This is a genomic window from Peijinzhouia sedimentorum (assembly GCF_049340005.1).
Classification (GTDB): domain Bacteria; phylum Bacteroidota; class Bacteroidia; order Cytophagales; family Cyclobacteriaceae; genus CAXBDP01.
Genome location: NZ_JBMPIY010000002.1, coordinates 1 through 15,658, shown reverse-complemented (window position 1 = coordinate 15,658; position 15,658 = coordinate 1). Strand labels below are relative to the sequence as shown.

The 15,658-nt window shown below is 39.3% G+C and carries 14 protein-coding genes and 1 pseudogene; 14 read left to right on the top strand and 1 reads right to left on the bottom strand.

Annotation, left to right across the window (positions count from 1 at the left end; all coding sequences use genetic code 11):
- Positions 1-11: 11 nt before the first annotated feature.
- The 11 genes from ACOXY8_RS03150 (at position 12) to ACOXY8_RS03100 (ending at position 13,229) form a co-directional block, all read left to right on the top strand.
- A complete protein-coding gene (locus ACOXY8_RS03150; protein ID WP_458330109.1) occupies positions 12-4,100 on the top strand; it encodes a DUF6443 domain-containing protein in 4,089 nt (1,362 codons plus the stop codon).
- Between the two features lie 5 nt (positions 4,101-4,105).
- Entirely contained in the window at positions 4,106-4,405 is a 300-nt protein-coding gene (locus ACOXY8_RS03145) for a hypothetical protein (RefSeq protein ID WP_458330108.1), read from the top strand.
- A 99-nt stretch (positions 4,406-4,504) separates the two neighbouring features.
- The gene (locus ACOXY8_RS03140) at positions 4,505-6,181 is read left to right on the top strand and encodes an RHS repeat-associated core domain-containing protein (RefSeq protein WP_458330107.1); all 1,677 of its coding nucleotides are present in this window, start codon (positions 4,505-4,507) and stop codon (positions 6,179-6,181) included.
- The gene (locus ACOXY8_RS03135) at positions 6,178-6,558 is read left to right on the top strand and encodes a hypothetical protein (RefSeq protein ID WP_458330106.1); all 381 of its coding nucleotides are present in this window, start codon (positions 6,178-6,180) and stop codon (positions 6,556-6,558) included. The genes ACOXY8_RS03140 and ACOXY8_RS03135 overlap by 4 nt, the downstream gene beginning before the upstream one ends.
- Entirely contained in the window at positions 6,551-7,687 is a 1,137-nt protein-coding gene (locus ACOXY8_RS03130; RefSeq protein WP_458330105.1) for an RHS repeat domain-containing protein, read from the top strand. Before ACOXY8_RS03135 ends, ACOXY8_RS03130 begins: the two co-directional genes overlap by 8 nt.
- Positions 7,688-8,260: 573 nt before the next feature.
- Positions 8,261-9,997: an RHS repeat-associated core domain-containing protein gene (locus tag ACOXY8_RS03125; RefSeq protein WP_458330104.1), complete on the top strand. Its 1,737-nt coding sequence runs from the start codon at positions 8,261-8,263 to the stop codon at positions 9,995-9,997.
- Positions 9,998-10,004: 7 nt separating this feature from the next.
- Complete coding sequence (locus ACOXY8_RS03120) at positions 10,005-10,508, top strand: hypothetical protein (protein ID WP_458330103.1); 504 nt, start codon at positions 10,005-10,007, stop codon at positions 10,506-10,508.
- Positions 10,509-10,698: 190 nt separating this feature from the next.
- Positions 10,699-11,208 carry a hypothetical protein gene (locus tag ACOXY8_RS03115; protein ID WP_458330102.1) on the top strand — a complete coding sequence of 170 codons (510 nt, stop codon included), beginning with the start codon at positions 10,699-10,701 and terminating at the stop codon, positions 11,206-11,208.
- Positions 11,198-11,530 (top strand): DUF6984 family protein, encoded by a 333-nt coding sequence (locus ACOXY8_RS03110; RefSeq protein WP_458330101.1) that lies wholly within the window; start codon positions 11,198-11,200, stop codon positions 11,528-11,530. Before ACOXY8_RS03115 ends, ACOXY8_RS03110 begins: the two co-directional genes overlap by 11 nt.
- A gap of 287 nt (positions 11,531-11,817) precedes the next feature.
- Complete coding sequence (locus ACOXY8_RS03105; protein WP_458330100.1) at positions 11,818-12,801, top strand: RHS repeat-associated core domain-containing protein; 984 nt, start codon at positions 11,818-11,820, stop codon at positions 12,799-12,801.
- Between the two features lie 17 nt (positions 12,802-12,818).
- Entirely contained in the window at positions 12,819-13,229 is a 411-nt protein-coding gene (locus ACOXY8_RS03100) for a hypothetical protein (RefSeq protein ID WP_458330099.1), read from the top strand.
- Between the two features lie 30 nt (positions 13,230-13,259).
- Here the strand turns inward: ACOXY8_RS03100 and ACOXY8_RS03095 are convergent.
- Positions 13,260-13,529: pseudogene (locus ACOXY8_RS03095) on the bottom strand (helix-turn-helix domain-containing protein); the annotation flags it as partial.
- A 122-nt stretch (positions 13,530-13,651) separates the two neighbouring features.
- Here ACOXY8_RS03095 and ACOXY8_RS03090 point away from each other — a divergent pair.
- The 3 genes from ACOXY8_RS03090 to ACOXY8_RS03080 are packed head-to-tail and all read left to right on the top strand — an operon-like array spanning position 13,652 to position 15,465.
- Positions 13,652-14,722, top strand: coding sequence for an RHS repeat-associated core domain-containing protein (locus ACOXY8_RS03090; protein ID WP_458330098.1), 1,071 nt, complete (start codon positions 13,652-13,654; stop codon positions 14,720-14,722).
- The gene (locus ACOXY8_RS03085) at positions 14,691-14,936 is read left to right on the top strand and encodes a hypothetical protein (RefSeq protein WP_458330097.1); all 246 of its coding nucleotides are present in this window, start codon (positions 14,691-14,693) and stop codon (positions 14,934-14,936) included. Before ACOXY8_RS03090 ends, ACOXY8_RS03085 begins: the two co-directional genes overlap by 32 nt.
- A gap of 46 nt (positions 14,937-14,982) precedes the next feature.
- Positions 14,983-15,465, top strand: a complete 483-nt coding sequence (locus ACOXY8_RS03080) for a hypothetical protein (RefSeq protein WP_458330096.1) — start codon at positions 14,983-14,985, stop codon at positions 15,463-15,465.
- Positions 15,466-15,658: the final 193 nt, after the last annotated feature.

Below are 15,658 nucleotides of genomic sequence, written 5' to 3'. Positions count from 1 at the left end.
ACTGAATTGTCATGATTAATCAAACCTCTTCTAGGTGCTTCGGTCAAAGTTACAAAAGCTCCCAAAGCATAATTATACCTACTACCCTGCTCCTTTGTTTGCTGATTTTTATTAGCCTCCATAGTTATGGTCAAACTAATTTACCTAACGGTACCACATTACCGACTACAGGCTCTGTTAGTGCTTTAGCAAGACCCACCTATACTACAAGTGGAATGAAAGTAAATGTGGTTAAATCATTTACTTCTAGAATTCCCGGTATTAATATAAATCAATTAGGTACTTACCCTCATGACTCCTTAGAACTTGACATCCAATATATGGATGGACTAGGAAGAGTTATTCAGGTTGTTCAAAGAAGGGCAAGTGCTAACAGCAAGGATTTAGTTCAAAGTCAGTATTACGATGAAAATGGAAGAAGCCACGCCCAATATTTGCCCTACGTAAGCAGTACGACAACAGGTGTTTTTCAGAGTAATCCTTTCAATTCACAGTACACGTATCATCGAACAAAAACCGAGGTAAGCCACCCTGATTTAGACTATTTTTATGGGTATCAAGAATTAGAAAATAGCCCAAGAGCTCGAGCACTTTCTTCCGCTCAGCCAGGCATTTCATTTGTAGGCTCTGGAAAAAAAGTAAACGTTGAATATTTATTTAATACTTCGGGCCATGGAATTAGAATTTGGAAAATTGATTATTTAGAAACGGCGTATCCTACCACCAGTGCAACCTATGCGAATAATGAGTTAACCATTCAAAAGACCACAGATGAAGATGGAAATATTAGCCTTTCTTATTTAGACATTGAGGGCAAATTAATATTGGAGCGAAGACAAGCTGGTTCGGGGACGAATCTTGCAACTGCGAGTGATTGGCTAAGCACGTATTATGTATATGATGAGCGCGGTAGGTTACGAGCTGTGATTCCTCCACTGGCGGAGCAGTATTTAAGAGCCAACAGTTGGAATATGGGAAGTATTACCCACAGAAATGTGGTGGCCAAGTATCGCTATTTATATGTTTATGACGAAAAGGATCGACTAATTGCAAAAAAGCTTCCTGCAATAGCAGATGGAGTTACAACTTCGGGCATCCACTATGTCTATGATGCAAAGAACCAATTAGTCATGCAGCAAGATGATAAACAAAGAGCTAACTTTAGCTGGACTGTTTATCAATATGATAATGTAGGACGGATCATAAAAGTTGGCGTTAAGAATTATGCAAATAGCTCATTTAATAGAGATTACCATCAAGGCCAAATAAATTCGACTCCAACAAGCGTGTATCCTAGCTTAAGCGTAAGTGAAATTGAAGAGTATTCTTACTATGACGATTATGACTTTGATGATAATGGTATGGCAGATCATTCCTTCAATACATCTTACAATAGTAAATTCGCAACAGCACCCGTTTCTTCCGATCAAACCCATGGGCAATTAACGGGAAGTAAAGTACGGGTATTGGGTACAAATGATTTTAATACGAGTGTGTATTTTTATGATAATATGGGTAGGGTCGTTCAAGAGAAATTGATTCATCACCTAGGTGGCACCAATTACACCACAATGGCGTATGATTTTAAGGGCAACCTTATAAGAAGCTACGAAGATGTTAATCAGCCACAATCCGATATAGGAGCAAGTTTCACCTTGCAACAAGACTACACATTTGATCATAGAGATAGATTGCTTACCATCCACCACGAAATCAATGATGGTGTACCAGTGGAGGTTCTTGCTCAAACCTATGAGCCCTTAGGTCAATTAAAGACTAAGTCACTGGGGGATGATTTACAGGAAATTAATTATAAGTATAATGTCAATAATTGGCTAACGCATATTAATGATGCCAACCTGAGCAATTCGGATGATCTATTTGGCATGGAACTTTATTATAATTTCGGCTACCAAACCACTTATAAGAATGGCAACATTTCAGGTGTCCAGTGGAAAAGTGCTAGCGATGAGGTAAAAAGGAATTATGGCTTTTTATATGATCAATTAGGAAGACTCAACCATGCCGACTACCGTGCCCACAATGGGAGCAATTGGACAAGTTTGGAGAGCGGTCGCTATAGCGTAAACAACATTACCTACGATGCCAATGGTAATATTATGGCCTTACAACGCCAAGGGCTACTCAATAGCACTGGCACACCAAGCTACGGCCAAATCGATAGCCTGAGCTATAGCTACGATGGCAATCGGTTGAAAGCAGTTAATGATACCATCAACCAAACAAATGGCGTTGGAGATTTTAAAGACCGCACAATTGAAGCCATACAATACACCTATGATGCGAATGGGAACCTCATCACCGATCTCAACAAAGAAATCAGCCATATCCGCTACAATCGTTTGAACTTACCCGATAGCATCCGCAAAAGCGATGGCAATTCTATCAGCTATCGCTACGATGCGCAGGGCAACAAACTCAGTCAGCGCGTATGGTCGGGCAGTACCTTGCAACATACCCGCCATTACCTAGGGAATTATTTCTACGAAAACGATACCTTGCAACATATACAATTTGGGGATGGTCGGATTGTTTATAATCCAGCGGTGTATGGCTATGAGTATCATTATTACCATAAAGATCATTTAGGCAATATCCGTCAGGTGTTTAGAGCAGAGAGCACCACGACCTATATGGCGACGATGGAACCTGAAAACGAAACGCAAGAGATGCAGCAGTATTTCCACAACTTAAGCGATAGCCGATCGATCGATGCGCGGTATAACCAAACTGAGGGAGGTAGGGCTGTAGCTTATTTAGATGCTTCCCGTGGCCGAGACTATGGCCCGGTGTGGAGCAAGGAACTTGCACAAGGAGACTCCCTCCATGCAGCAGTCTTAGGCATGTTGTATGATCCGAAAGAGAAACCAAAACTCAAAGATTTACTCACAGGCATAGGCAGACAAAATGTGCTACGCTTAGGCCTAGAAGGCGCCAATCTAACAGGCACCAGTAGTCTGGGTTTACAGCCTCTGTGGCTAGCCTTACAACTGGCTCGCCAGCTAGAGAAAGCACCCGTACCTGAGAGTTATTTAGGCTATATCCTCTACGACCAAGATAGTATCCGCTACGACTCCGGGCGGGTGGAAATCAGCCGCCAAGCCTTTACCAACCCAGAAGAACTAGCCTTAGACATCACTGCTACCCAAGGAGGCTTTGTCGAAGTGTATGTGTATAATGCATCGTCCTCACCCGTCTGGTACGATCAATTCTCCATCAGCAGCAGCCAAGCGGTCATTATCCAAGAGAACCATTATTATCCATTTGGAATGCAGATCGCAGGCTTGGAGTTGGATTTGGATAGTAAGAATCGCTATAAGTTCAATGAGAATGAGGTATTGAATGATTTTGAACTAGATCTTTATGATTTTAATGCAAGATTTTATGATCCGTCAATAGGGCGGTTTATGGGTGTTGATGAACTGGCAAATCATCCAAACCAAATTACCATGTCACCTTATCAGTTTGGGTGGAATAATCCGATATTGTACAATGATCCTAGCGGCTTGTGTCCAGAATGTGGCTCTGAAGAGGAACAATCTTCAAGTGATGAAGAAGATGTTGTAGATGAAGGGAAAGTATTGGATGAGATTGTTATAACCCATACTCAAACACAGCATGAGAAAAATTTGACAGCAGGTTATCAACTTGGGATATATTCTGGTCATGCTGCTTTTTTCAGTCATGGGGTAACACAATCAGTAATGTTTGGCGCTGGTTTTCTATTTGCTCCTGAGGTATATTTGTTGAATAGGATTGGACAAGGAGCGGCTTCAGCCATTAGACCAATTGTTCAAAATTTGAAGAGTTTTAGTTTTGCCACTAAGGGGGGTAAAGAGTTATTTAACTTTAGCACAAAGGCGGCTGAACACATGGCGAATCCTGGTAGAGCGGTTCCAGTTCAAATTTTAGAACAAGCTATTAAAGGTTCAAAAGGATTAGCAGACCCAAGAGGCTCCAGAGCTTTAATGCACACCACTGAAATGTTTAAAAACGGAAAGAGGTACAATCTTGAAGTTCTTTACGATAAAGCAACCAATTCAATTTGGCATTTTAAATACAGCCCGATAAAACCCTAACGAATATGTACGAAAAGAGCGATAAACGAAGATTGTATTGGCTTATTGACCAATATTTGTTAGGCAAGATTGATGAGCCAACATTTTGCGATGAATTCTATTATTCATACGATTTAGAAATTAATAATGAAGCCCTTTCAGACGTAGAGCAACAAACCTTTGCAGAATTAAGTGCCGTATCCAGTAGGTTTTCACAGTATGAGGAAGACCATAAATTAGATGCACGAGCTTTTTCTACTGTACAAGAGTTGAAGGAAAAGATAATAGAAACGAAGGAGAAGGTAAAAGAGCAAAGCCCGATTTAATCGGGCTTTCCCTCCCTCGTGCTTTTCTCCAGTAATAATGTATATTTTCGCTGCGAAAGCATTTATTACCTTGGCGCATATTTCTACGAAAATGATACCTTGCAGCATATACAATTTGGTGATGGTCGGATCGTTTATAACCCAGCGGAGTATGGCTATGAGTATCATTATTACCATAAGGATCATTTAGGCAATATCCGTCAGGTGTTTAGAGCAGAGAGCACCACGACCTATATGGCGACGATGGAACCTGAAAACGAAACGCAAGAGATGCAGCAGTTTTTCCACAACTTAAGTGATAGCCGATCGATCGATGCGCGGTATAACCAAACTGAGGGAGGTAGGGCTGTAGCTTATTTAGATGCCTCCCGTGGCCGAGACTATGGCCCGGTGTGGAGCAAGGAACTTGCGCAAGGCGACTCCCTCCATGCGGCTGTCTTAGGTATGCTGTATGATCCGAAAGAAAAACCAAAACTCAAGAACTTACTCACAGGCATAGGCAGACAAAATGCGCTACGCTCAGGTCTAGAAGGCGCCAATCTAACAGGCACTAGCAGTCTTGGTTTACAACCGCTATGGCTAGCCTTACAACTGGCTCGCCAGCTAGAGAAAGCACCGGTACCTGAAAGTTATTTAGGTTATATCCTCTACGACCAAGACAGTATCCGCTACGACTCAGGGCGGGTGGAAATCAGCCGCCAAGCCTTTACCAACCCAGAAGAGCTAGCTTTGGATATTACGGCAAGCCAAGGAGGATTTGTAGAAGTTTATGTGTATAATAGCTCAGACTTACCGGTTTGGTACGACCAATTCTCCATTAGCAGCAGCCAAGCGGTAATTATCCAAGAGAACCACTATTATCCATTTGGAATGCAGATCGCTGGTTTGGAGTTGGATTTGGATAGCAAGAATCGTTACCTCTACAATGGCAAGGAACTCCAAGACGACCATGACCTCGACTGGCATGATTACGGAGCTAGGATGTATGATGCACAGATTGGAAGGTTTCATAGTGCAGACCCATTGGCGGATGAATTTGTCTGGCAATCTGCATATTCCGCATTCAACAATAACCCCATACTTTATATCGATCCAGATGGTAGGGCAGCTGTTAACTCTCAAGGTTGTTGCGGCGGACCACCTTTTGATGGCTTGATTAACTATGCTGCAAGCAAAGTTAGGCAAGTCGCCTATGACCTCTCAGTAGCAACAGTGAAAGCCTTTAACCAACTAACTACTGCTTATGCAGAGCACAAATTAGATCAAGCTGTTAATAGTAATGATCCTTTTACTTCTTCAGTAGCTCTTACAACCGAGTTCGTTACTGGATTAGGTCCCGTAGAAAGAGAGTTTGGGGGAAGTCACCCATTTACTCAATCTTTAGCAGAGTCGAACATGACAACAGAAGCTTTAACGGCTTTTAATTCAGGGTATCAAGATTATTTGGCAGGAAACAGAGAAGACATTCCAAGTTCTTATAGAGTTGACTTTAGTTATGGTCTAGGAGGTGACACAGGGCCATTTAAGGAGTTCTTTAAAGATGGGAAGTTCACAGCTGCACAATTTACAGGTACTGCAAATTATATGTTTAGTCTTGATAAAAAAGGAAACCTGAATATTGGGGTTTATGATACCAAGACAGAGTATTCCTTCATGTATCACGCACTAGGAACAGATAGACACTCCCGAAGTGATGGCCAAATAATGGGGGAAACTACCCAGTATTACAATTTTACGATTCCTTTAGATCAAGTTCAAAAACGTGTAGAAGAATGATGAAGCTAAAGTCGCTGTTAATCGTTATGTTTCTTACAATACCGCTTTCTGGGTGTATTGATGGTTCGACAATATTAATTGATGAATACCGAATCTACCCCCAGGATGAATTTGGAGATGGCCATTACTTAATCTGCAAGCTTGGTTGTGATGGAGATCCTAAGATACAGAATATTGCTTCTGTTGGCTGGAATGACCGTTTTATAATTGTTGGAAAAAAAGGTGCTCAGAAATCTTGGTACGTTATTAAAGCCAAAGGAGAAAAGCTTAAATGTTGTAATGGGGATGTTTTGACAGGTCCTTTATCGGAGCAGGAGTTAAAAGAGTATATTGAAAGAGAGGCGGTTGGCGAGTTGAAAGAAAAATCCTTTGAATAGGGAAAGTTCCAAACATTGCCAAGCTTTTACCAATCCAGAAGAGCTAGCTTTGGATATTACGGCAAGTCAAGGAGGATTTGTAGAAGTGTATGTGTATAATGCATCGTCTTTACCGGTATGGTACGATCAATTCTCCATCAGCAGCAGCCAAGCGGTCATTATCCAAGAGAACCACTATTATCCCTTTGGAATGCAGATAGCAGGTTTGGAGTTGGATTTGGATAGTAGGAATCGCTACCTCTACAATGGCAAAGAACTCCAAGACGACCATAACCTCGATTGGCATGATTACGGAGCCAGGATGTATGATGCGCAGATTGGGAGATGGCATGTGGTGGATCCGATGGCGGATCAAGCACCAGATTGGACACCATACCGTTACGGCTTCAATAACCCAATAAATTATACTGACCCTACAGGCCTTTTTGAAGATTGGTTTCAAGATGAAGACGGAAATATTCAGTGGTTTGATAATTCTTCAGAAGAGTTTTCAGATACTGCTGGTAAATCTTGGTCAAATATTGGTACTGAATTAATTGAGTTTGATGGTACTTCGCTAACCTATAATTGGCAAACCGGAAACCAATTTGATGGCTATCAATTACATTCTGTGTCCTTTGATGCTGTATCAGGTCAAGGTATGGATCTTACAGGTTTTTGGAATCAGACTAGAGCTTTTGACTACTCAGATAGCCGCCAAACAATACGCGATGTTGGTCCGGTTCCTGAAGGAAATTATTCCATTAATAAAAGAGAATTTGTGCCAGGTTCTAATGAGAGTGGCTTTCAAGACTTTAGTGATATTAGTTTAGTAAAGCAACTTGCAGCACCAATGGGATTTTCAAATTGGCCAGGAGGAACCTCTTCTTGGGGTAATTATCGTTGGAAGTTGCAAAATGAAGGAGCGCAGACGTTTGGAAGAGATAATTTTTATTTACATGGCGGTTCACTATGGGGCAGTCGGGGTTGTATAGACTGTGGAGTTGGAATAAATGCCTTTACACGTTCATTTATGAGTCGAGACCTTGGAAATGATAAGATATTTATTAAGGTTAAGTATCCTCAAAATTTACGATTCCAAATTCAGAACAATCCAACAAATAAAGGAATTAACTTTATAAGTCGCTGATTATGAAAAAGATTCTGCTCTTAGTAGCCATTAATTTAGTGCCAGTATTTTTTATTTGGGTAACTGTCACAGAGATAAAAGATGCTATTGTTAATCCTGGAATATATCCTTTTGAGAGCGAGTTTTTTAGTCCTTACTCGATTTACAAATCTAGGGAAGTTTTTATAGCGTTCGGTATAGTAGAAATTATAGCCTTAATTGGTTTAGTATTGAGTAGCAATGCTCGCAGGTGGAAATTTTATTTTGTTTTTCTTGCGATTAGTATACTTATGATAGTCTACAGAATATTATTTATTCAATAAATAAAAGTTCTTAATTAATAATATGGACATTTCTTTGTTCCCAATTGGTCATAAAAATGACCAATAGATAATACTGAAGTTTTTTGAAAAAAGTTAAAGTGCGGTCATGTTCTTACTGAAAAATCAACTAGCGGACTTTTGTAAAGTAATTTAATTCAAAGATTTGTAATCCGTTCCCTTAGTGTTTAAATAATCATCAAAACCCTTTAAGGATTCATTTTTCAATTCCACCCGCCATTACCTAGGGAATTATTTCTACGAAAATGATACCTTGCAGCATATACAATTTGGTGATGGTCGGATCGTTTATAATCCAGCGGAGTATGGCTATGAGTATCATTATTACCATAAGGATCATTTAGGCAATATCCGTCAGGTGTTTAGAGCAGAGAGCACCACGACCTATATGGCGACGATGGAACCTGAAAACGAAACGCAAGAGATGCAGCAGTTTTTCCATAACTTAAGTGATAGCCGATCGATCGATGCGCGGTATAACCAAACCGAAGGAGGTAGGGCTGTAGCGTGGTTGGATGCTTCTCGTGGCCGAGACTATGGCCCGGTGTGGAGCAAAGAACTTGCGCATGGAGACTCCCTCCATGCCGCCGTCTTAGGTATGCTGTATGATCCTAAAGAGAAACCAAAACTCAAAGATTTACTCACAGGCATCGGAAGACAAAACACCTTACGCACAGGATTAGAAGGCGCAAATCTAACAGGCACCAGCAGTCTAGGCTTACAACCGCTATGGCTAGCTTTACAACTGGCTCGCCAGCTAGAGAAAGCACCGCTACCTGAGAGTTATTTAGGCTATATCCTCTATGATCAAGACAGTATCCGCTACGACTCTGGGCGGGTGGAAATTAGTCGAAGTGCTTTTACCAACCCGGAAGAGTTAGCCTTAGATATTACCGCTACCCAAGGAGGATTTGTCGAAGTGTATGTCTATAATGCATCTTCTTCACCGGTATGGTACGATCAATTTTCCATCAGCAGCAGCCAAGCGGTCATTATCCAAGAGAACCATTATTATCCCTTTGGAATGCAGATAGCAGGCTTGGAGTTAGATTTGGATAGCAAGAATCGTTACCTCTACAATGGCAAGGAACTTCAAGACGACCATGACCTCGATTGGCATGACTACGGAGCTAGGATGTATGATGCGCAGATTGGGAGATGGCATGTGGTGGATCCGATGGCGGAGATGGATAGAAAATCCAGCCCATATGTTTATGTCTTTAATAACCCATTAAGTTTTATAGACCCTGATGGGAGATTTGGGGATTATTATAATATTCACGGAAGTTATTTAGGAAGCGATGGTGTTGATGATAATAAGGTATATGTGGCAGATGGCATTTCTTCTACTGATGATGGTAAAACTTCATTTGATAATGCACGTGAGCTTTCAATTACTCATTCAGAATTTCAAACTATTTCAGCAATTGTTAAACATGAAGCTGGAACCTCAAACCTGAATGAAAATTTATGGATTGCTCATACTGCAAATAATGCTGCAAATCAGTCAGGAGTTAGCCTTTATGATAAGTTAATGTCAGGTTATTCTTCTGCTCCAAACAATGCAAAAGTTCCTTTAAGTACTTCTGAAAGTAGTACCAGAGCCGATGCTGCAAGAGCAGGCGTTTTAGATGTTCTTTCCAATGGAGTTGATCCGACAGGCGGCTCTAATTTTTGGGATGGTACTGACTTCCTTGCTTGGGGATTAAACTCACCGTATGCGGACAAGCCACATGCTAAGTTTAGGCAGTATAATAATATTTCAATTTCAGGGGATATTTACAACTCGTATTTAAACGGGGCATTAGCTAAATATCCAAAGGGGAGAGTTCTATACTCTGGAGAGTATTATGAAATACCTGCATCTGTTTTTAGTAATAAATCAAATTGGGAAGATGGAAATTTCAATTATGATACTGGAAATAAAAGAAGCTTTAGAATAGAAGCAACTGGAGCATTTGGACATTCAATTTTTTGGAAAAGGAAATAATAAATATATGATACGAATTGTAATAATAATTTTAATTTTTGTTTCATTATCATGTGATGGGCAAACAGTAAGAGATAGCAGTATTGTAAAGAGTAGTAAATTGGTGGTTTTGGATACTCTATCTAGATTGAAACTTGAGGAAGGTTTTGAGGTTTTGCAATTAGTTTTGGAAAATAGTCCAAGTGATAAAATTCGAATAGTTAGAAAGACAAAAATTATTGGCGAACTTTCATTGCCAATTCCTGATGTTGAAGTGAAAAATTTTTCAGTGGATAAAATAGAACGGACAGAAGAAGGCTTTGTATTGACAGTTAATTGGGGGGGTGGAAAAACCTTTTATAAACAAAGTTTCTATTTTGAGCTGAATGATGCTGAAAAAACTTTTTATCTTGAAAGCATCATTAAGACAAGTTTTAGTCTTGAATTTGAGAATGATATTTCAAGTAAAGAAAAAATTAATCCTCACTTGAAAATAAATGAAATAGATTTATTAACTTTTATAGTTAATTAGTAATACTAGAACTAATGATGAATAGTTTTTTAAACTTTTTTATTAGGTTACTCTGCTAAGTAGGATAGTCCAGACAGTGGCGATGATATAAATCTATTATATCTAAAAGATAAAAATCAATTGCTAGCATACAAATTCGCTTGGAGATGAAGGAGAATTAATTGTCTATGACGGTGAATTTGAAGAGGGCATGAGTCAAGAATTGTTAATGGACAGCGGAGGGCAATTTGTTTCTGATTTTTTCTCAGAAAATAATTTTACCTTAGGTGAAGCTATAGATTTTCAATCACAAGTTAAAGAATCTTTTAAGAGAAGAAATAACATTGAGGCATTGATTGCCACAGGAGAATTAATCTCTGACTTATCAATTGGTCTGTCGTTTATGACAGGTGGTGGGTTAGGTGCTGGGAGGGCTGTATCAACTTCTAGGATTACTGCCAAAGGCTTGGGAAATTCATCAATACAATTTGGACGAACTTTAGATCAAATAAATCATACGTTTCGCCATACTGACAAGCTTGGGCTAAGCCGAATGATCGTTAAATCATCTGTAGAAAAAAATCTTAAAAGTATTTCACATAAAATTTTAACAGGAAAACCTTTTAACCAAACAATTAAAATTTCAGGTAAAAGGGTTCAGTATACAGCGTTTAAACTAGAAAATGGTACAATTAATATAGGAAGAATTCATGGTATTTGAAAGATTAATTTCAGAGAAAGAAAGTAAACTGCTTGAGATTTTAATAAGAAACTCTGGTTTAGAAATGTCTGAAGATTGGAAGTCTAAGTTGTTAGTACGATCAATGGATGACAATGATATGGGTAGTTTGCTTTTATTTCCTAATGGCGAAGTAAAGGAGGGGCGAGAGTTTGGAGGACAAGTAAGTGAGTTTTTATTTAAGGATATAGATGGAATTGAGGTTATTGCATCTCTGAACATTGATAAAGAAGGAAACCTGTTTGAATTAGATATTTGGAAGACTGATTTTAGCTCCTTGAGAAACTTTCCAGATTTTGAATAGGTAAAAGATTCTATATAGATGATTTATAAACCCGAGCAAAATTGAAAAATGCAACAACCCACCCGCAAATACCAAAAGAGCATTTGCTACGACTCTGGGCGGGTGGAAATTAGTCGCCAAGCATTTACCAACCCGGAAGAGCTAGCCTTAGACATTACGGCTACCCAAGGAGGCTTTGTAGAAGTGTATGTATATAATACTCAGCTTCACCGGTCTGGTACGATCAATTCTCCATCAGCAGCAGCCAAGCGGTCATTATCCAAGAGAACCACTATTATCCATTTGGAATGCAGATCGCAGGCTTGGAGTTGGATTTGGATAGCAAGAATCGCTACCTCTACAATGGCAAAGAACTTCAAGACGACCATGACCTCGATTGGCATGACTACGGAGCCAGGATGTATGATGCACAGATTGGGAGATGGCATGTTGTAGATCCATTAGCCGAGCAGTTCCCAAGCCACAGTCCTTACAGTTTTGTGTTTAACAATCCGTTGCGTTTTGCCGATCCGACAGGTATGGCTCCAGAGGATTGGGTTGGTAAGAATAATGCAGATGGAACAACTTCTTGGAGTTGGGATGATAATATAACAAGTCTTGAACAAGCAAAGGCAGCAGGTTATGATGATTACAAAGCACCAGGTTCGATAATTGATAATGGAAAGATTAACGGTGCAAGTGGTACAGACGAAAAAACAAGCATTTATTTAGGACAGAGTGCTAACGATGTTTCATTTACATATCCAAATAGCACAGTAACACCGTTTCAAGTTGGTACGGAATGGCTGTCAGGAACAGGACCAAGAAACAGGGAATTTACAAATGGAGATGTTTTTACAGAAATGTTGAGACAACACAGCCATATAGGAGATGCTCGTAATACAATCATTGATAATGTTGCTAATGGAGGAGAATTATCTGGCAATAGCCCATATCAATTAGGTGGATTTCAGGGAGTTGGATTGTATATCAAAGATTATTCGACATTATTAACAGGTGGTGCTACTGGTAATTTGGCTGTAACATATCTTGGCTCATATAATTTAAAGTGGACAGCTGTACCAAACGCTGGAAATGGAACAATTTCAGTTAATTTTTCAGTTGGCAACACATCGACAATGCAATCAGCTTCGAGACCACCAGTAATTGGTTACCTACCAGGTTGGCAAAATACGGTAGGACGTCGAATAAATGAATCTTTTCAAACAGGATGGAGGTCAAAAACATCTCAATCATTTAACTGGACAGAAACTTTACAAATGAGAAAATGATGAAAATGAAATATTTTATGATAGGAATATTCTTATCTATAGTTGGTTGTAAAGAACCGAAATTCAATGAAGCTGATTTTATTGGAGTTTGGAAAGCTGAAGATGGAGCTAATATTACAATAAATCAAAACGGTACTTGTACTCTTGACGGATTAAATAAATCCATTGTAAGTATTGCTAAAAGTGATGATGAAAAATTAACAACTCAAGGAACTTGGAAGTTGATTGATAGTGTTAGTAATGGAGTTACTGGCGGAATAAGTACAGGAATTAAAATTACTTATAATTTAGTGGATAGAGAAGGAAAAGGGGGAGTTGATTTTTACATATCAGGTCAAGGATTTTCAGAAAATAAACCACCTTGGGATTTATTTATATGGGATGGCGACCCTGATGAAATGATAAAATATAAGTTTGTCAAACAATAACAAAAAATCCCGAGAACAACTCGGGATTTTTTATTTAGCGTAAGCGTGTTTATTTTTAAAATCTCTTATCAGAGCATCGAGGGTTACAAAAATGTAATCCTTGTCTTTTTCTGTGAGCTTTGTAACTTCCTGTACACGGTCAAGTGTAGCCTTGTCGAGTTCCACATCGGAATTACCTGTTAGATAATCCAAAGACACTTCCAGAGCTTGTGCAATCTTAACCGCCATTTCTATGGTAGGCTTTACTTCGTTACGTTCATATCTTCCGTACGCATCACCATTGATACCAATCTTCTTACCCTCCGCTAGCGCGAGTTTTTAACTAGTGCTTTCCTCTAGATGGTCGGATCGTTTATAATCCAGCGGAGTATGGCTATGAGTATCATTATTACCATAAGGATCATTTAGGCAATATCCGTCAGGTGTTTAGAGCAGAGAGTACCACGACCTATATGGCGACGATGGAACCTGAAAACGAAACGCAAGAGATGCAGCAGTTTTTCCACAACTTAAGCGATAGTCGATCGATCGATGCGCGGTATAACCAAACCGAGGGAGGTAGGGCTGTAGCTTATTTAGATGCCTCTCGTGGCCGAGGCTATGGCCCTATATGGAGCAAAGAACTTGCGCAAGGCGACTCCCTCCATGCAGCAGTCTTAGGCATGTTGTATGATCCGAAAGAGAAACCAAAACTCAAAGATTTACTCACAGGTATCGGAAGACAAAACACCTTGCTAACAAGCGGAGAGGTTACTTCAATGACAGGCACCAGCAGTCTTGGTTTACAACCGCTGTGGCTAGCCTTACAACTGGCTCGCCAACTAGAGAAAGCACCGCTACCTGAGAGTTATTTAGGTTATGTCCTCTATGATCAAGACAGTATCCGCTATGACTCTGGGCGGGTGGAAATTAGCCGAAATGCTTTCACCAATCCGGAAGAGCTAGCCTTAGACATCACCGCTACCCATGGGGGCTTTGTCGAAGTGTATGTATATAATGCATCAGCTTCACCGGTATGGTACGATCAATTCTCCATCAGCAGTAGCCAAGCGGTAATTATCCAAGAGAACCACTATTATCCCTTTGGGATGCAGATCGCTGGTTTGGAGTTGGATTTGGATAGCCGGAATCGCTACTTATATCAAGGCAAAGAGTTACAGGAAGATCATGATTTAAATACGCTTGACTTCCATGCTCGAATGTATGATCCAGCTATAGGAAGGACTTTCCAGATGGATCCTCATTTGGAAAATTATTATTCATTGTCGCCTTATAGTTGGGCAGGGAACAACCCAATATTCTTTATTGATCCTGATGGGAAAAGAGTGACATACGAAAGAAATACTGAAACAGGTGAAATTATTTGGTCTCCAAATGTTACATCTGATATAACTCGAGTTGGAAATGCTATGTTATATACAGAAACAGGCACAGCAATGTTAGATGCTATGATTGAATCAGATGTTCAAATTACGCTGGAATACAATTTATGAGGGATCTATTAAGCAGGATAGAGAAAATAAAGCAGGTTCTAACTATTATAAAGCATTAAATACCGATGATAAGGCTATTGCTGCAACGGCAGGACATGAAGCTCATCATGCAACAGATAAGGAAAATTCCAATCGGAGTTTGCAACAACAGCAGGATGGAAAGCTATATCCACAACGAGAAACCAAAGCTATTGAGATACAAAAAAAAAAATAGCTATTGAGACATTCAGAAAAGATAATCAAAAAAAAATAGAATTTATATGCGATTTTTAATCTTATTTTTTTTAGTTTCCTTTAATTGTTCAGGGCAAAAGCAAATCAATGAAATGCAATGTCTGGAGGAATTGCATAACTGTTTATTTGAGTTCCTTATTGCAGAAAGCCAAGCATTTAATGAGGAAGAAAAATCAATTTTATTTCTAGTAGATTTAAGTGAAAATGATAGAGATAATCTGCTTAAAACTAAGGGTTTTATTAACCCAGGAGTTTATGGTTTTGGTTTATCTGGCCCTCACTTTAATAATTATATTGTTGTTGTAACATCTGAAGAAGCAATTATAGTTGAAAATTACAATATTGAAAATGTACTTATTGTTCTTAATGATTTTTTCAAACGTAGCGAAAAAAATATATCAGAGGTTTCAAAGTTGAGTATTGTTATGAATGTGCTTGAAATTCTTAATGTAAGGCTTGAAAATGAGAAACTCGAAAGAGAAGAATTAGATATTGAACTTGATAAATAAATTAAGCACCTCCGCTATCACAAACTTTTAGCTCGTAATTTTCGCTAGGTAATTTATATTTTACAGTTAAACTCATCCCAGTCATACCTACCTATTTCTACTCTAGACAATTTGGGGATGGTCGGATCGTTTATAATCCAGCGGAGTATGGCTATGAGTATCATTATTACCATAAGGATCATTTAGGCAATAT

Bases quoted from the DNA above. Each gene is read 5' to 3' on its own strand.
- ACOXY8_RS03150 (WP_458330109.1), top strand. From the start codon at position 12: ATGATTAATCAAACCTCTTCTAGGTGCTTCGGTCAAAGTTACAAAAGC.
- ACOXY8_RS03145 (WP_458330108.1), top strand. From the start codon at position 4,106: ATGTACGAAAAGAGCGATAAACGAAGATTGTATTGGCTTATTGACCAA.
- ACOXY8_RS03135 (WP_458330106.1), top strand. From the start codon at position 6,178: ATGATGAAGCTAAAGTCGCTGTTAATCGTTATGTTTCTTACAATACCG.
- ACOXY8_RS03120 (WP_458330103.1), top strand. From the start codon at position 10,005: ATGATACGAATTGTAATAATAATTTTAATTTTTGTTTCATTATCATGT.
- ACOXY8_RS03115 (WP_458330102.1), top strand. From the start codon at position 10,699: ATGAGTCAAGAATTGTTAATGGACAGCGGAGGGCAATTTGTTTCTGAT.
- ACOXY8_RS03110 (WP_458330101.1), top strand. From the start codon at position 11,198: ATGGTATTTGAAAGATTAATTTCAGAGAAAGAAAGTAAACTGCTTGAG.
- ACOXY8_RS03105 (WP_458330100.1), top strand. From the start codon at position 11,818: ATGCAGATCGCAGGCTTGGAGTTGGATTTGGATAGCAAGAATCGCTAC.
- ACOXY8_RS03100 (WP_458330099.1), top strand. From the start codon at position 12,819: ATGATAGGAATATTCTTATCTATAGTTGGTTGTAAAGAACCGAAATTC.
- ACOXY8_RS03085 (WP_458330097.1), top strand. From the start codon at position 14,691: ATGTTCAAATTACGCTGGAATACAATTTATGAGGGATCTATTAAGCAG.
- ACOXY8_RS03080 (WP_458330096.1), top strand. From the start codon at position 14,983: ATGCGATTTTTAATCTTATTTTTTTTAGTTTCCTTTAATTGTTCAGGG.